The following is a 13,932-nucleotide window of genomic DNA, read 5'->3' as shown; positions in this document are numbered from 1 at the left end:
TTCATACGATCTATGTAAAACGATTTTTCATTATGATTATGATAATATCATAAGTTCTACAAATTATTCCGATATTTTCTCTTTAAATGATGCCTATTATTACTACTTTCCTTTATAACCCACGACTGACAACACTTTAGTTTTGTTGGAAAAAAACAATAAACTCTGTTAACCTAAAATGAGCTAATTATTTTGGAGTGTGGGAAAGCTATGAAATACATATAAGTTTTTAATATAGAAAGGATTTTATAATGAAAAAAGTATCGAATGTTTTTTGGATCTCTACTGCAATCGTTCTTGCAGCTGTCATATTTGGTGTTGCTGCACCAAATAGTTTTGAGGAAGTAACGAATAATTTTCAAGCATTTATCACTTCAGCCTTTGGATGGTACTACTTAATTTTAGTTACAATCATTGTGATTTTCTGTGTTTTTCTTATTTTTAGCCCTGTCGGCACGATCCGTCTTGGAAAGCCTGATGAAAAACCCGAGTATTCAAACACATCTTGGTTTGCCATGTTGTTTAGTGCAGGGATGGGGATTGGACTTGTGTTTTGGGGCGCAGCAGAACCGCTTTCCCATTATCTTACTCCACCACTTGCAGAAGGCGCTACAAATGCTGCCCAAAAAGAAGCAATGCGCTATACCTTTTTCCATTGGGGGATTCATGCCTGGGGAATATATGCGCTTGTTGCTCTTTCCTTAGCCTATTTTAATTTTCGGAAAGGCGAACCTGGTCTCATATCAGCAACCTTAAAGCCTGTTTTAGGAAAAAAAGCAATGGAAGGGAGACTAGGTACACTTGTCGATGTGTTAGCCGTGGTAGCAACCGTTGTTGGTGTCGCAACAACATTAGGTTTTGGAGCCGCACAAATTAATGGTGGGCTTTCGTTTCTACTTGGAATACCTAATAATTTTTTCGTCCAATTCATCATTATTGCTATTGTTACCGTCTTATTTATGATTTCGGCATGGTCGGGATTAAGTAAAGGTATTAAATATTTAAGTAATGCAAACATGATTTTAGCACTTGCTTTACTCATTTTAATGTTTGTTTCTGGCCCTACTGTTCTAATTCTTGACATGTTTACAGATACAATAGGTGGATATATACAAAATATTGTACAAATGAGTTTTCGGATTGCCCCACTTAATGAGGAACATCGCTCTTGGATTAATGGTTGGACTATTTTCTACTGGGCTTGGTGGATTTCATGGTCGCCATTTGTAGGTATTTTTATTGCACGTGTCTCTAGAGGAAGAACGATTCGTCAATTTATTATAGGTGTTTTATTACTTCCTGCTCTGGTAAGCTTTTTATGGTTTGCCGTATTCGGAACTTCCGCAGTAGAGGTTCAAAAGGAAAGCATTGTTGATCTATCGCAATTTGCTACTGAAGAGGTTCTTTTCGCTATTTTCAATCAATCTTCCCTGTCCGTTATTTTATCGGTAGTAGCTATTGTACTTGTTGGAACATTCTTTATTACGTCTGCTGACTCTGCAACATTTGTACTAGGGATGCAAACAACATACGGGTCACTCACACCCCCTAACAATGTAAAACTAACTTGGGGAATCCTACAATCAACCGTTGCCTTAATTTTATTATACAGTGGAGGGTTACAAGCATTACAAAATGCACTCATTGCAGCAGCTTTCCCATTCTCCATTATTATGGTGCTGATGATGATTTCCCTGTACCGCTCATTAACAAAAGAGAAAAAAGAACTTGGCTTATATTTAAAGCCTAAACCAAAGAAAACGACTTCACCACAGCAACATTAAATAACAACAAAAAACCAGGATGAATATCCCGGTTTTTTGTTTTTTTCATGTGAACTTAGTTAGGAACAATTCATTGTGTCCATGACTTCACACCATCGTCCTCTACGAACTCAATGATGACATCAGTCACTCCTTTCAATCCTTGAATTTTTTCTTCAATTTTGTTTTTTATTTGAATAGCTTCTTTAACTGTTATATTCGGGTCAATTTCCAGCTTCATTTCGATATGGAAATCCTCCCCTTCCTTCATGGCAAACAATGTGTTTATATCTTTGATTTCTGGGTTCTTAAAAATACATTCCGCAATTTTGTTTTCTAGTTCTTCGTCTGCTTCCCCAAGCACCCCTTTGGCATTGTCCAAGAATACTTTACCTACAACATAAAACATCATGAGACCAATGATAATCGAGGCAATTCCTTCGGCAGCATGCCAACCTCCATAATAAGAGAGTAATATCCCAATAATAGCAATAAGTCCACCCAGAGTTGCGACTAAATCCTCCATAAATACAAGCTTTGTTGCAGGTGTTGCCCTTCCTAAATGACCAAAGCTTTTACCTACAACGGCAAATCCAGTTGCTTCCACATGTGCTTCGTGCAGAACCTCCTTCATTGCCTTAAAAAGAACGTATGACTCCAAGAGGGCTGCCAACCCTAAAACGGACAGGTTAATGGCGATACCAGTAGATTCAGTTGGGTGTTTAATATGGTGATACCCTTCTTTTATTGTTTCATAGCTCATTATTCCAACGATGAGAACAGCACCGAGTAAAACCAGATTTACCAGACGGCCAAAACCATTCGGATATTTTTCAGACGGCATTTTTTTACTTAATGCACTCCCGATAAACACGAAAAATTGATTGGCTGCATCCCCTAAAGAATGCATCGTTTCCGCAAACATTGCGACATTTCCTGTAAAGAAGTACGCAACTCCTTTAATAATCGCAATAATCGTATTTACAATTGCCGCAATTAAAGAGGACTTGTTTCCATTCTTTAATAACCCCTGTTTTTTTGCCATAGTAACCTCCAATGGATGAATCATGGTAATAATTGTAGTATTTATTACTTTTGAAAATATTATCAGGATAACAGTAAAAAAGGTGCCCAACCACCAGGATAGGCACCAAAAATCATATATTCAATATTGCCCTAATTTCTTGTTCAGTAATGGTCGAGATTGCTTGGTCACCTGGTTGAATGACCGTTTCAATGAGCTCCTTTTTGTTTTGTTGAAGTTCATATATTTTTTCTTCTATAGTCCCTTGGGTGATGAGTCTGATCACTTGAACGACATTTTTTTGACCCATACGATGTGCCCTTCCCGCAGCTTGCTCTTCAACAGCTGGATTCCACCAAAGATCATATAGGATAACCGTGTCCGCACCTGTTAAATTGAGTCCAGTATTTCCGGCTTTTAATGAAAGTAAAAATACATCTCCTTCACCTTGATTAAATTGATCCACCATCTTAACCCTTTCCTAAGGTGCTGTTTGCCCATCTAGATAAAAGTAATTCAATCCCGCTTTATTTAAATGCTCACGAATTATTGAAAGCATGCTTGTGAACTGAGAAAAAATCAAGATCCGTCTTCCGTTCTCAACAGCATTGTTAACAATTTCCATTAACTGCTGTAGCTTGCCTGAATCCCCATTGTAGTTGTCCAAAAATAACGATGGATGACAGCATAGTTGACGAAGTCTCGTCAAACCAGCTAGGATTTTTATCCGGCTTTTTTGAAAACCTTCTCCTTCGAGTGATTCCTTTGATTCCTTTTGGATTTTTTCCAAGTATGCTAGATATAACTTTTTTTGTTGGTTCGTTAGCTCAGAATAGTTAACCGTTTCGATTTTATCGGGCAATTCCTTTAATACATCTTTCTTTACCCTTCGTAATAAAAACGGCCGAATCATTTTTGCAACCTTTTCTGGCTCTAATTGACGAAATGTCCTTTGATTAGGGAAAAAGTTGGGCATGATCGTTTGAAAAATGGACCAAAGCTCATCAATTGAGTTTTCAACCGGTGTCCCGCTTAGCGCAAAACGTGTATCAGCCTGAATACCCCTGACCGCTTTCGATATTTTGGTTGTATAATTTTTAACCACCTGGGCCTCGTCTAAAATAAGTGTACTGAACTTATGTTGTCTATAAGAATCGATATCCTGTCTTAATGTATGGTAGGACGTAATCCAAACATCGGGTAACGTACTATTTTGTAGCCTTTCTGTTCTCTCCCCGGGGTCTCCAATCATCACTTCAACCGTTAAAGTGGGGGAGAACTTTTGAAATTCATTTTTCCAATTATAGACAAGTGATGCAGGTGCCACAATCAATGCAGGCCCGCTATCCTTGTTGCTTTCTTTCTCAGATAAAATATAAGAAATGCTTTGCAACGTCTTCCCTAACCCCATATCATCAGAAAGGATTCCACCGAGCCCATAACTTTTTAGGGTTTTAAGCCATTGATATCCATAGTGTTGATAGTCCCTTAAAGTAGCTTGTAACGATTCAGGAACCTCAACTTCGAGCTCCTCTGGATTTTTCAAACGATTTAAGAAGCGCCGAAACTGTTTTCCGTATTTTGCTTTGTTTCCCGCTTTCTTGTCAATCATTTCATCAAGCTGTAAGCCTCTGTATATAGGGAGCTGGACTTTGTCCGTTTGTAATTGCAATGGGTCAATCCTTAACTCTTGAATCATGTTTTGAATAGAATGAAATTCCTCAGATTCCAGGGAAACGAATGCACCATTAGGGAGTCGGTAATATCTTTTCTTTTCAACGACTGATTGTAATATATTTTTAACTTCGTCCTGTTCAATACCATCCATATCAAAACGCACCTCAAGCCAATTCCCTGATGAATCAACATCGATATTTGTTACTGGGTTATGGCTATTCGGTAAGAGTAATGACTTAACACTGCTTGTAAGGTAAATTTCAGCCTTATCCTCAAGCTTTGGAAGAATACCATATAAAAACTCAAAAATTTCTTCCTCGCCTTCAACATATAGCATCTTTTCATTGAGCCTTAGAGATGTTGACTCAATCACGTTCATTATCTCCTGTTCCTTCTCTGAATCCCGCATTAGTATGCGCCCAACTTTATCAGGTCTTGATTGTTCAAACGGATTTATTTTATCCTCACCATACCAAAATTCCAAAGAAACAGTGAGTAACTCGCCACGACGGTCGACAATCAGCTTAGTCTTCAATGGAAATTTACTAATTTTTTCTGAAACTTTATCACTTATCACCAATTTACTAACCTTCCCGATTCTCGGAACCACCTGGGAAACAAAGGGCTCGATTTGGTCATTAGCAATTGGTAAGATAGGGTTTCTCGACTGATCAATTAACTTCTTTAGTTCCTTAATGAGGAGTTGCTGCTCTTCCGATATTTTATAAAAATGATTATCTAAGATCAGGTAACCGTATAAATCAATATATCTAAAGGATTGGAAAGCGGTTAAATCCAACTGGAATTCGTCTGCTCTCCCTGTATCTAATTTAACGGAAAATGGAAGCTCGGTATCTTGAATTTCAATGTGATTAAATACTTCCCCCTCCATTTCAAAGCGAATTAGCTTTTGATCAAACTTTGTAAGAAGTTCATCTGCAATCATTGGCGGGATGGTAAGCATGCGCTCATCAGAAGACCGTGTCACTTGATAAGGATTGTTGTATTCCTGATAGACTTCCTCATATTTGATTGCGTCATGTAAAAGATTAATAATCTCTTGATCCTCCGGTGTAAACACCATTTCTGTCGGATCATAGGTAAAGCTTTTTGTAAATGGATATTGCGCTTGAACTTTAATAGCTTTAAGAAATTCTTTTATTTTCTTAACCACATAAGTTCGCTTTTGACCAACCTTTATTTCCAATGACAGAAATGGTTTTGATGTGTAGTATGGTTTATAAATTCTTAGAATCCAGTCAACCATTAAGGGTGATTGTGAATTCGCAGCTCTATGTTCATTTCTATCAATCGATAAACCCGAGATTGTTTGAATAAATTGATTCGTAAGATACTTTACATGGATGCCTTGCCTTTTTTCCCTATCCCTTTTCAATTCCTGTTGAAGCATTTGAATATTGTCCAATTGTTTTTGAATATTAACATTTTGTATCTGATCGGGAATGGAATGTGCACCGGAAGTAACAGTACTTTCTTGATTACTGTAATAGATTTTTAACATAACCGCAGCAATGTGTTTACAAGGCGCCCAGTATGTTTCATACGCTGGACAGTTACATTCTGAAGATATTCCAAACTTATCTTCCTCAATTGTGACTTTATAGGATTTGGAGCCGCGCACACTTGCAATCCACATGTTTCTTACGGGATCATGCGCCAAATTTCGGACACGTCCCTCACGAAAGTAACTAAGCCCACGGCGATATACTGTATTTGAAAATTTTTTTACAATTTCATCTTTTGTTATTTTGCTAATCATATTTATCACACCTTTTGTACCCTATTAATCTTAAATATTTAGTTAGGAATATATAGACTTATAATACTAGATTTATAAGGAAATAAAAAAAAGTTTCAGGCTCCGAGTTTGGCAGGCCCAGATGAAGGACTTTTTAAAGTGGAATCGCTGTCGTAAAGTCCTTCATAACCCCGATGAAGGACATTATGAAGAAAAACCCGAGCCAATTTGTCCTTCATAGCCCCGATGAAGGACTTTTCAAAGTAAATTCACCGTCGAATGGTCCTTCATAACCTCGATGAAGGACATTCCGAGTCAAAATCATGGGGAAATTGTCCTTCATATTAGCCGAAAACCAAAAATGCCCACCCCCAATACAGGAGGTCAGGCATCTGATTATTCTTTTACAAGTAATGCAACGGCTTCAACATGCACAGTATGGGGGAATAGGTCCACTGGCTGCACAACTTTTAATGTATATCCGAATGGTTCAAGTTCTTTAATATCCGTTGCGAAAGTCTCTGGATTACATGAAACATAGACGATTCTTTCTGGCTGTGAACGGCCAATTCTTCTCATTACCTTGCCGCCAGCTCCTGAGCGTGGAGGATCGAGTAAGAGCAGTTCAGGTCTTCCAAAGCTCTCAAGCACTTCGTCGATTCCTTTTCTCGCATCCTTGGCTAAGAAGTAAGTGTTAGATAAACCATTGTCACTTGCATTTCTCTTAGCAGATTCAATCGAGCTTTCAACGATTTCAATTCCCGCAAGCTTTTCAACCCGGCTTGCGAACGGCAATGAAAATGTGCCGACACCACAGAAAAGATCAATCATTTTTTCGGTTTTCTTCGGCTCGCCCATTTCAACCGCTAGATCAACTAATTTTTGAGCTTGGGTTGGATTTGTTTGGAAGAATGTATCAAACCAAACGCGGAAACGATATCCATCCATTTCGTCGTAAATAAAATCGCGACCCGCTAATACATGTGTCTTTTCAGATTGCGTGCGGTCCGCCCAATCTGTATTTTCAAGCCATAATAAACTTTTTACCTCTGGGAATTTTTCTTCAATGCGTTTGACTAAATCATCCGCCGCTTCTTGCAGTTTCCCCTCTGGTGCTTCGGTTGCAAAAAGGGCAAGCATGATTTCACCAGTTGCAAAGGATTGTCTCACCATCAGATGGCGAAGAAGTCCCTCATGCTGATCTTTGTTATAACCTGGTAGGCGATGGTCCTTAGCCCACTTAGCTACCTCCATCGCACCTTCCACCATTTTTTCACCTGCGATTAGGCATGTTTCAAGGGAAATGATTTTTCGGAAATTTCCTTGTTCATGTAAACCAAGTGCCCCATCAGGTGAGAATGTAAATTCCATTTTGTTACGGTAACGCCAAGGTTCGTCCATGCCAATGGTATCTTTAACAAGGTCCGGATCGAAGCCCTGTGATTCAACTTGCCGTTTCACATAATCGGTTTTGTACTGAAGCTGACCATTGTAGTCCCAATGCTGCCATACGCAACCGCCACATTTTTCAAAATGTGGACAAGCTGGTGCAATTCGCTGTTCATTTGATGTAAGGATTTCACCAGCCGGGACTCTTCTTCGTTTGCGGTCAGGCTGATCAACTGTGACACGAACTTGTTCACCAATAAGGGTTTGTGGAATTGTGAGCTTTAGCTTCTTTTTATTACCATGCTCATTTTCGCGCCAGACGTTTCCCCGCCCTGATCCCTTTTCATCTAAACTCTTTATCTCAACAATCATTGTTTCTGGTTTTGTTAGTGCCAATTATTGTTCCTCCCTCGGTTAAAACTAGTTATCTATATTGGGTTCATTCATTTTAGTTATCGGGTTTCATAAAAAATATAAGTATAGTCCATTTCTATCCTATTTTACAACATACTAACCCAGTATAAAGCACAAACTGTAAATTTGGAATTCTTATAGCCTTAGAAAGTATTAACAATCCACTGAATCTTGCTTATCAAAGGTGGCATATTCACGGATTTGAGTCTTCATTCCACTTTTTGCATCCTCGGGACAAAATTTGCTTCTTCGGTCCACCTTTTGCATTTTCAGCACAATATTTGCTTCTTCGGTCCACCTTTTGCATTTTCAGCACAATATTTGCTTCTTCGGTCCACTTTTTGCATCTTCGGCACAATATTTGCTTCTTCGGTCCACCTTTTGCATTTTCAGCACAATATTTGCTTCTTCGGTCCATCTTTTGCATCTTCAGCACAATATTTGCTTCTTCGGTCCACCTTTTGCATCTTCAGCACAATATTTGCATTTTCGGTCCACTTTTTGCATCTTCGGCACAATATTTGTTTCTTCGGTCCACCTTTTGCATTTTCAGCACAATATTTGCTTCTAATCGGTCCACCTTTTGCATCTTCGGCACAATATTTGTTTCTTCGGTCCACCTTTTGCATTTTCAGCACAATATTTGCTTCTAATCGGTCCACCTTTTGCATCTTCGGCACAATATTTGCGTCCCCGTTCCACTTTTTGCATTTTCAGCACAATATTTGCTTCTTCGGTCCACCTTTTGCATTTTCGGCACAATATTTGCGTCCTTGACAGGGAAACTTGTACAAAAGCAATAATAATCCCCTCCTTTAATTTGAGGCGAAAATGTGACAGTTTCTCAAAATTGATGCAGGTCACATTTTTTAAAGTTAGACCGTTTTATAATGAAGAAAAAGGCAGTTGGTGATAAAAATGTCTTGGGAATTGTACCTTTTATTGAAGGGATTTCATATTCTGCTCGCGATTATTTGGGTGGGCGGTTTGCTGTTTATGGGCTGGGGTGTTTTTCCGGCTCTAAATATATTGAAGGTTCCAGAACAGCGTCTTTTCCTTAAAACGCTCATGAAACGTTCACACTGGAAATTTACACTTATAGGTGCAGTCGTTATTATCACCGGAATTCTACTTGGAACTGTTGCTGGCCCGATTGATAGCTGGCATGATGTATGGCATACACGCTACGGTAACATCTGGTTTGCAGCATTCATAATCGGAATCATTACATTGGCTTGGGGAGTACTCGTTGGATACAGGCAAACAATGAAGGTCCTTTTTAATGACTCCATTTGGGAGCTTGCCGAAAAAGGAAACGCTAAACCCTTATATAAAGCCTTATTCCTTACAGCAGCAGTTGAATCGATTGAGGTTTTTGGATTTGTCGCGCTTCTAGCTTTGATGATTTTATTTTGATAAAGGAGGAATAAGAAAATGGGCATGAATCAAATTCACTTTATCCACGAAAAGCATGAACGCCTTACCTATCGTACTTCCTGGTTTCAGCTTGTACGTCCGATGACCTTTACAGGAACCGTAAGCCCTGTACTTGCCGGGACTGCTTTAGCCTATTTAAAAGGGCCAGTTAGATTAGATTTATTTTTCGCAATTATCATCGCTGGGCTTTTTGTTCAATTTTCGATGAATATGCTAAATGATTATTTGGATTATCAAAAGGGGCAAGATCATGAAAAATGGGTACGCCCTGGCGATCCCTTATTTGGAAAGGGTCCAAATTATCATACTATTCCTTATGTGGCCACAGTCCTGATCCTAATCACGATTGGAATCAGTATTTGGATTGCATCCCAAAGTACTTATTGGATTCTAGCCGTAGGTGGTTTTGGATTTTTAATAGGGCTCAGCTATTCCGCCGGTCCACGCCCTTTATGTTCCATTGCTTTAGGAGAAATCGATGCAGCGATTTGCATGGGGATTGTTCCAGGGGTTCTTTCCTATATCATTCAGGGACACAGACTTGATATAGAAATCATAGCCGTCATTGTTCCCTTTATGTTTTTAATTTTTTCTATGATTCTATCAAATAATATTCGCGACCTTGAAAAGGATAAAGGAATCCGCAAGACACTTCCGATGTTCATTGGACGTGTCCGTGCCTCACAGTTATTAACAATATTACTATCTCTCGCTTATCTCTGGGTTATTACTCTAGTTAGTATCGATGTTCTACCACTGTTCACTGTTGCTGTTATTCTGGCGTTACCGCTAGCATATCGCTTAAATATGTCCTACAAACCCGGTGCAAACCGCAGTGATGAGGTCAAGGGTATGAATCGGGCAGCGTTACACCATATGGGCTTTGGATTCATTTTAGCTGCCAGCCTATGGTTATCATCCTTTTAAAGGAGGTACCTTGGAATGAAATCAACTCATAATATTCTAATCAGTACTTTATTTATTATATTATCCTCATGTAATCCACAGAATTCGGCGCTCACATATGAGGAACCTGCTCCAATTCAGGAGTTAGGTTCTTCCAAAAAGGGGATTAAGATAACGCTAGCGGATACTTCCTATTCTTCCTCTCCGTCCAGTATTTTTGCCACTATAAAAAATACCAATCGTTACGCATGTGCGTACGGCCATTTCTTTTATATAGAGAAAAAGCATAATGGACAATGGTTCGGTGTGATTTTTAAGGAATCTGTTTTTTATATTTACACTGGATTCTCCGACATTGGGTTTATATTAAATGAAAATAGCAGTGTGACCCAAGTTTATTGGCTCACTCATTTGAATTTGGAACTACCGCAGGGGGAATATCGAATTGTTAAGACACTATCTTGTCCAACCACAAACGGAACTGAAATCATGATTTCGGCAGAATTTGACGTTCAATAAGTAAACAACAAAATCAGTGTAATTACGGGATAACCGAATTACATTGATTTTTAATATTGTTTCATTGGATCTTTAAATGAGCGTTACCATGTTTATTGAATTAGTGCTACTCCCATGGCAAAATGTTCCCATAAAATAGACTCGACTTGTTTCGCTTCTGTTTCTTCACAATCAATGATGAGGATGATTTCTGCGATTTTCCCTTTTTTTAATCTTTTTTTCTTTTTATAGACTGTTTCCACGAATAACCTAATTAAAAGCCCGACTATAAATCCTATGGCAGCACCAATTAACCCCCAATAGATGGGGCCCCAAGTCAGTTTGAACCCGACGCTTGCGCCAATTACGGAAAATGCAGTAGCAAGTGCCACCCCAATATCAATAAGGGTGGTTCCATCTGACCGGTGCAAGGTATCAAATAGTTTTAGGTCCTCAGTTCGATTATCAAGCGGAACAGCGAAAATGTTTTCGCTCTTGATCCCTTTTTTTTCTATTGCCGCGATTGCTATTTCAAGATAGCCATGGCTATCAAATGTTGCAAACAACTGCATTCATATCACTTCACTTTTTGTCCTTTTAGAACTTGAAATTGGCTAGACTGATAATTTTCTCGTAGGTATTTACGCTGTTCCCTGTCATAGAGGTTATTATTTTCAACAGCATTTATATAAGAATCATATATCGCAAACCCAAAAACAGATGGCAAGAACATAAACCACTCTGGGTCCAAAACTGCTGTGGCTTCATCTATTTTCCCTAGAAACAATAAAGAGGCCGCTTCAAGTGCATGAGAAAAATAAAAAAAGACGACGCTGCAAATGATGATAAAGAAGGCTGAAATCGTCTTATGGTTATAAAGATGCCCTAGCCCTGGCATAAAAACCGACCATACAAAAGCCAATACCGGATTTCTTTTATCTAAGTAGTTCATACCTGCCGCGCCCATACTAAACGTGTTAAAACGATGATCTTCATGGTCAGCCAAGATATAGATCCTATTCAGATCAATCGTTGAACGATAGCTATCCCAAACACTAAATATATATACAGGGATGTAAATGAGAAGCCATCTTGTATCCAATATATCCTTAGCCACCTCAATATTTCCGTGAAACGAATGGATCATTGCTAAATTTATGTTTGCTTTAAGATTTATAATAATTTCCCAAATAATAAGGAGGTAACCCCTATGAAATTTACCTAACATAATGTGGCCGAAGCCCGGAAAAGCAGCCGACCACCAGCCCATAATATATGGGTTTCTCAAATAAATGATAGCTGTACCAAACATACTGACATCCGCTATATAACGCCTTGCCGTATTATCATTCGTATAGTTTCTCATGATGTATAAGGATTTCCCCCATCCACTTCCTCGCCTTCATAAGTGGTAATATCCCCCAATATGCCGAAAATATTTCAAAACGAAACTGACAAATATCAAAAAATACCTTTATTTTCGATTAGGTACATAATTCCATTAAAGTTGCTTCATACTAAAATGACCATTTTTAACCTGTTATGGGGGTGGATGTATGAAGCGAAAAGTTTTGCCGTCACATTATGAAACGAAAGAGCGAACGATTGCTGAAGTCTTTCAACAGTCAAAAAAGTCAGCTGATTTTACAACATTCTCCCCTGTCCTGTCTTATGAACTTTTCGAAATTGGCTTTTTTAGTACGATGGTTGATATGAATACCCTTCAACAGTCTGTTTTAGTAACATTGAAGGAAAAAATTACAGATGTAAAGCAGCTTTCTGATTTAAAAAATATTATTCCGATTGAAAATATTCAATTTATAAAAAGTGCGCAGGACCTTGAAAAAGGATTACATTTAGGTGCAGTTGCTGCTTATTTTAAAAATCAGTTAGATGAAATTGCCCTGCTGAACATTGGAAATTCAAGACTTGGCCAGCGTGAAACAAATGAAACAGAAAATGAATTTAGTGTCATTGGTCCAAAGGTAGGATTTATCGAAGACCTTAACTCTAATCTTCATTTATTAAGGGATACGTTAGCCACAACAGACTTGATTATTGAGGAATTCACGATTGGTACTAGGTCCAATACAACTGTCGTCGTTGCCTACATAGAAGGAGTAACGAATCCGCAGTATATCAATACAGCGAAACAACGGATATTGGATCTTGATGTGGATAGTGTATTCGATAGTACTGAACTGGAACAAATGATTTCTGATCACTCTCGTTCACCATTCCCGTTATTTATTTCAACTGAAAGAGTCGATCGTGCCTCAGCAGCACTTTTAAAAGGCGAAATTATAATGATGTGTGATAAATCCCCTTATGCTGTAATTGGACCTGTTACACTGATGGACTTTTTCTCAACTCCAGAGGATTTTTATATTCCTACCGTGATTGCATCTTTTTTTAAATTAATTCGCATATTTGGTATGTTGTTTTCCATTTTTGCCACTGCGTTTTATGTGGCGATTTTAACCTACCATTTTGAAGTGATACCGAAGGATTTACTAGGTCCACTTATTTTCTCGAGGGCCAATGTTCCTTTCCCTCCATTTATAGAGGCATTATTTTTAGAGGTAACTATTGACCTTCTGAGAGAAGCAGGAGCCCGTCTTCCAACAAAAATTGGGCAAACTCTTGGGATTGTTGGGGGTATCGTAATTGGACAAGCGACAGTTCAAGCAGCACTAACAAGTAATATTTTGTTAATCATTGTTGCACTAGCAGCATTATCTTCATTTACAACACCGATATATAAAATGTCAAATGCGGTACGGTTGTTAAGATATCCGTTTATTATTCTCGCTGCCATTTGGGGAGGGTTGGGGATTTATGTAGGGATATTATTCTTAATTGGGCACTTACTACGTTTAAAATCACTTGGTATACCATATTTAGTACCACTTTACCCCTACCGAAAAGGGGGCGTCATTTATTCATTTTTTAGACCGAGTTACGAAGGGGATGGAAAACGCCAATCATTTTATCGACCTTTAAGTTTTATTAGATTTAAGCCCGCTGCAAATCAAGATTCTGAAGATGGTCTAAATTCAGAGTAA

The 13,932-nt window shown here is 38.5% G+C and carries 12 protein-coding genes; 5 read left to right on the top strand and 7 right to left on the bottom strand.

The genetic code is table 11. The features are described 5' to 3' along the window. Positions 1-251: 251 nt before the first annotated feature. Positions 252-1,784, top strand: a complete 1,533-nt coding sequence (locus LKW28_RS13375) for a glycine betaine uptake BCCT transporter (protein ID WP_229140869.1) — start codon at positions 252-254, stop codon at positions 1,782-1,784. Between the two features lie 70 nt (positions 1,785-1,854). On the opposite strand, the gene LKW28_RS13370 is transcribed toward LKW28_RS13375, so the two are convergent. The 5 genes from LKW28_RS13370 to LKW28_RS13355 all read right to left on the bottom strand — a co-directional run bounded on the left by LKW28_RS13370 (position 1,855) and on the right by LKW28_RS13355 (position 8,706). Continuing rightward, entirely contained in the window at positions 1,855-2,808 is a 954-nt protein-coding gene (locus LKW28_RS13370; RefSeq protein ID WP_229140868.1) for a cation diffusion facilitator family transporter, read from the bottom strand. 112 nt (positions 2,809-2,920) lie between these two features. Beyond that, a complete protein-coding gene (locus tag LKW28_RS23145; RefSeq protein WP_324255036.1) occupies positions 2,921-3,256 on the bottom strand; it encodes a helicase-related protein in 336 nt (111 codons plus the stop codon). 12 nt (positions 3,257-3,268) lie between these two features. Next, positions 3,269-6,244, bottom strand: a complete 2,976-nt coding sequence (locus tag LKW28_RS13365) for an SNF2 helicase associated domain-containing protein (RefSeq protein ID WP_324255035.1) — start codon at positions 6,242-6,244, stop codon at positions 3,269-3,271. A gap of 375 nt (positions 6,245-6,619) precedes the next feature. After that, positions 6,620-7,984, bottom strand: coding sequence for a 23S rRNA (uracil(1939)-C(5))-methyltransferase RlmD (gene rlmD / locus LKW28_RS13360; RefSeq protein ID WP_420708875.1), 1,365 nt, complete (start codon positions 7,982-7,984; stop codon positions 6,620-6,622). A gap of 431 nt (positions 7,985-8,415) precedes the next feature. After that, entirely contained in the window at positions 8,416-8,706 is a 291-nt protein-coding gene (locus LKW28_RS13355; RefSeq protein ID WP_229140866.1) for a hypothetical protein, read from the bottom strand. 238 nt (positions 8,707-8,944) lie between these two features. Here LKW28_RS13355 and LKW28_RS13350 point away from each other — a divergent pair, with 238 nt between their 5' ends. Genes LKW28_RS13350 through LKW28_RS13340 form a run of 3 tightly spaced genes read left to right on the top strand, consistent with a single transcriptional unit; the run spans position 8,945 to position 10,888 of the window. Further along, entirely contained in the window at positions 8,945-9,442 is a 498-nt protein-coding gene (locus LKW28_RS13350) for a hypothetical protein (RefSeq protein WP_229140865.1), read from the top strand. 18 nt (positions 9,443-9,460) lie between these two features. After that, positions 9,461-10,390 (top strand): prenyltransferase, encoded by a 930-nt coding sequence (locus tag LKW28_RS13345; protein ID WP_229140864.1) that lies wholly within the window; start codon positions 9,461-9,463, stop codon positions 10,388-10,390. Between the two features lie 15 nt (positions 10,391-10,405). After that, on the top strand, positions 10,406-10,888 hold the full coding sequence (locus tag LKW28_RS13340) for an immunoglobulin-like domain-containing protein (RefSeq protein ID WP_229140863.1): 483 nt from the start codon (positions 10,406-10,408) through the stop codon (positions 10,886-10,888). A gap of 92 nt (positions 10,889-10,980) precedes the next feature. Here the strand turns inward: LKW28_RS13340 and LKW28_RS13335 are convergent, their stop codons facing one another. Next, positions 10,981-11,439 (bottom strand): hypothetical protein, encoded by a 459-nt coding sequence (locus LKW28_RS13335; protein ID WP_229140862.1) that lies wholly within the window; start codon positions 11,437-11,439, stop codon positions 10,981-10,983. A gap of 5 nt (positions 11,440-11,444) precedes the next feature. Further along, positions 11,445-12,233 (bottom strand): hypothetical protein, encoded by a 789-nt coding sequence (locus tag LKW28_RS13330; RefSeq protein WP_229140861.1) that lies wholly within the window; start codon positions 12,231-12,233, stop codon positions 11,445-11,447. A 190-nt stretch (positions 12,234-12,423) separates the two neighbouring features. On the opposite strand from LKW28_RS13330, the gene LKW28_RS13325 reads away from it, so the two are divergent. Further along, positions 12,424-13,932: a spore germination protein gene (locus LKW28_RS13325; RefSeq protein WP_229140860.1), complete on the top strand. Its 1,509-nt coding sequence runs from the start codon at positions 12,424-12,426 to the stop codon at positions 13,930-13,932.

Origin of the sequence: Bacillus sp. REN16 (assembly GCF_020731355.1) — a bacterium.
In the GTDB taxonomy this organism is placed as follows: domain Bacteria; phylum Bacillota; class Bacilli; order Bacillales; family Bacillaceae_L; genus Ferdinandcohnia.
The sequence above is the reverse complement of the archived record's forward strand: the minus strand, read 5'-3'. Positions and strand labels throughout refer to the sequence as shown.

Bases quoted from the DNA above. Each gene is read 5' to 3' on its own strand.
- LKW28_RS13375 (WP_229140869.1), top strand. From the start codon at position 252: ATGAAAAAAGTATCGAATGTTTTTTGGATCTCTACTGCAATCGTTCTT.
- LKW28_RS13370 (WP_229140868.1), bottom strand. From the start codon at position 2,808: ATGGCAAAAAAACAGGGGTTATTAAAGAATGGAAACAAGTCCTCTTTA.
- LKW28_RS23145 (WP_324255036.1), bottom strand. From the start codon at position 3,256: ATGGTGGATCAATTTAATCAAGGTGAAGGAGATGTATTTTTACTTTCA.
- LKW28_RS13365 (WP_324255035.1), bottom strand. From the start codon at position 6,244: ATGATTAGCAAAATAACAAAAGATGAAATTGTAAAAAAATTTTCAAAT.
- rlmD (WP_420708875.1), bottom strand. From the start codon at position 7,984: ATGATTGTTGAGATAAAGAGTTTAGATGAAAAGGGATCAGGGCGGGGA.
- LKW28_RS13350 (WP_229140865.1), top strand. From the start codon at position 8,945: ATGTCTTGGGAATTGTACCTTTTATTGAAGGGATTTCATATTCTGCTC.
- LKW28_RS13345 (WP_229140864.1), top strand. From the start codon at position 9,461: ATGGGCATGAATCAAATTCACTTTATCCACGAAAAGCATGAACGCCTT.
- LKW28_RS13340 (WP_229140863.1), top strand. From the start codon at position 10,406: ATGAAATCAACTCATAATATTCTAATCAGTACTTTATTTATTATATTA.
- LKW28_RS13335 (WP_229140862.1), bottom strand. From the start codon at position 11,439: ATGCAGTTGTTTGCAACATTTGATAGCCATGGCTATCTTGAAATAGCA.
- LKW28_RS13330 (WP_229140861.1), bottom strand. From the start codon at position 12,233: ATGAGAAACTATACGAATGATAATACGGCAAGGCGTTATATAGCGGAT.
- LKW28_RS13325 (WP_229140860.1), top strand. From the start codon at position 12,424: ATGAAGCGAAAAGTTTTGCCGTCACATTATGAAACGAAAGAGCGAACG.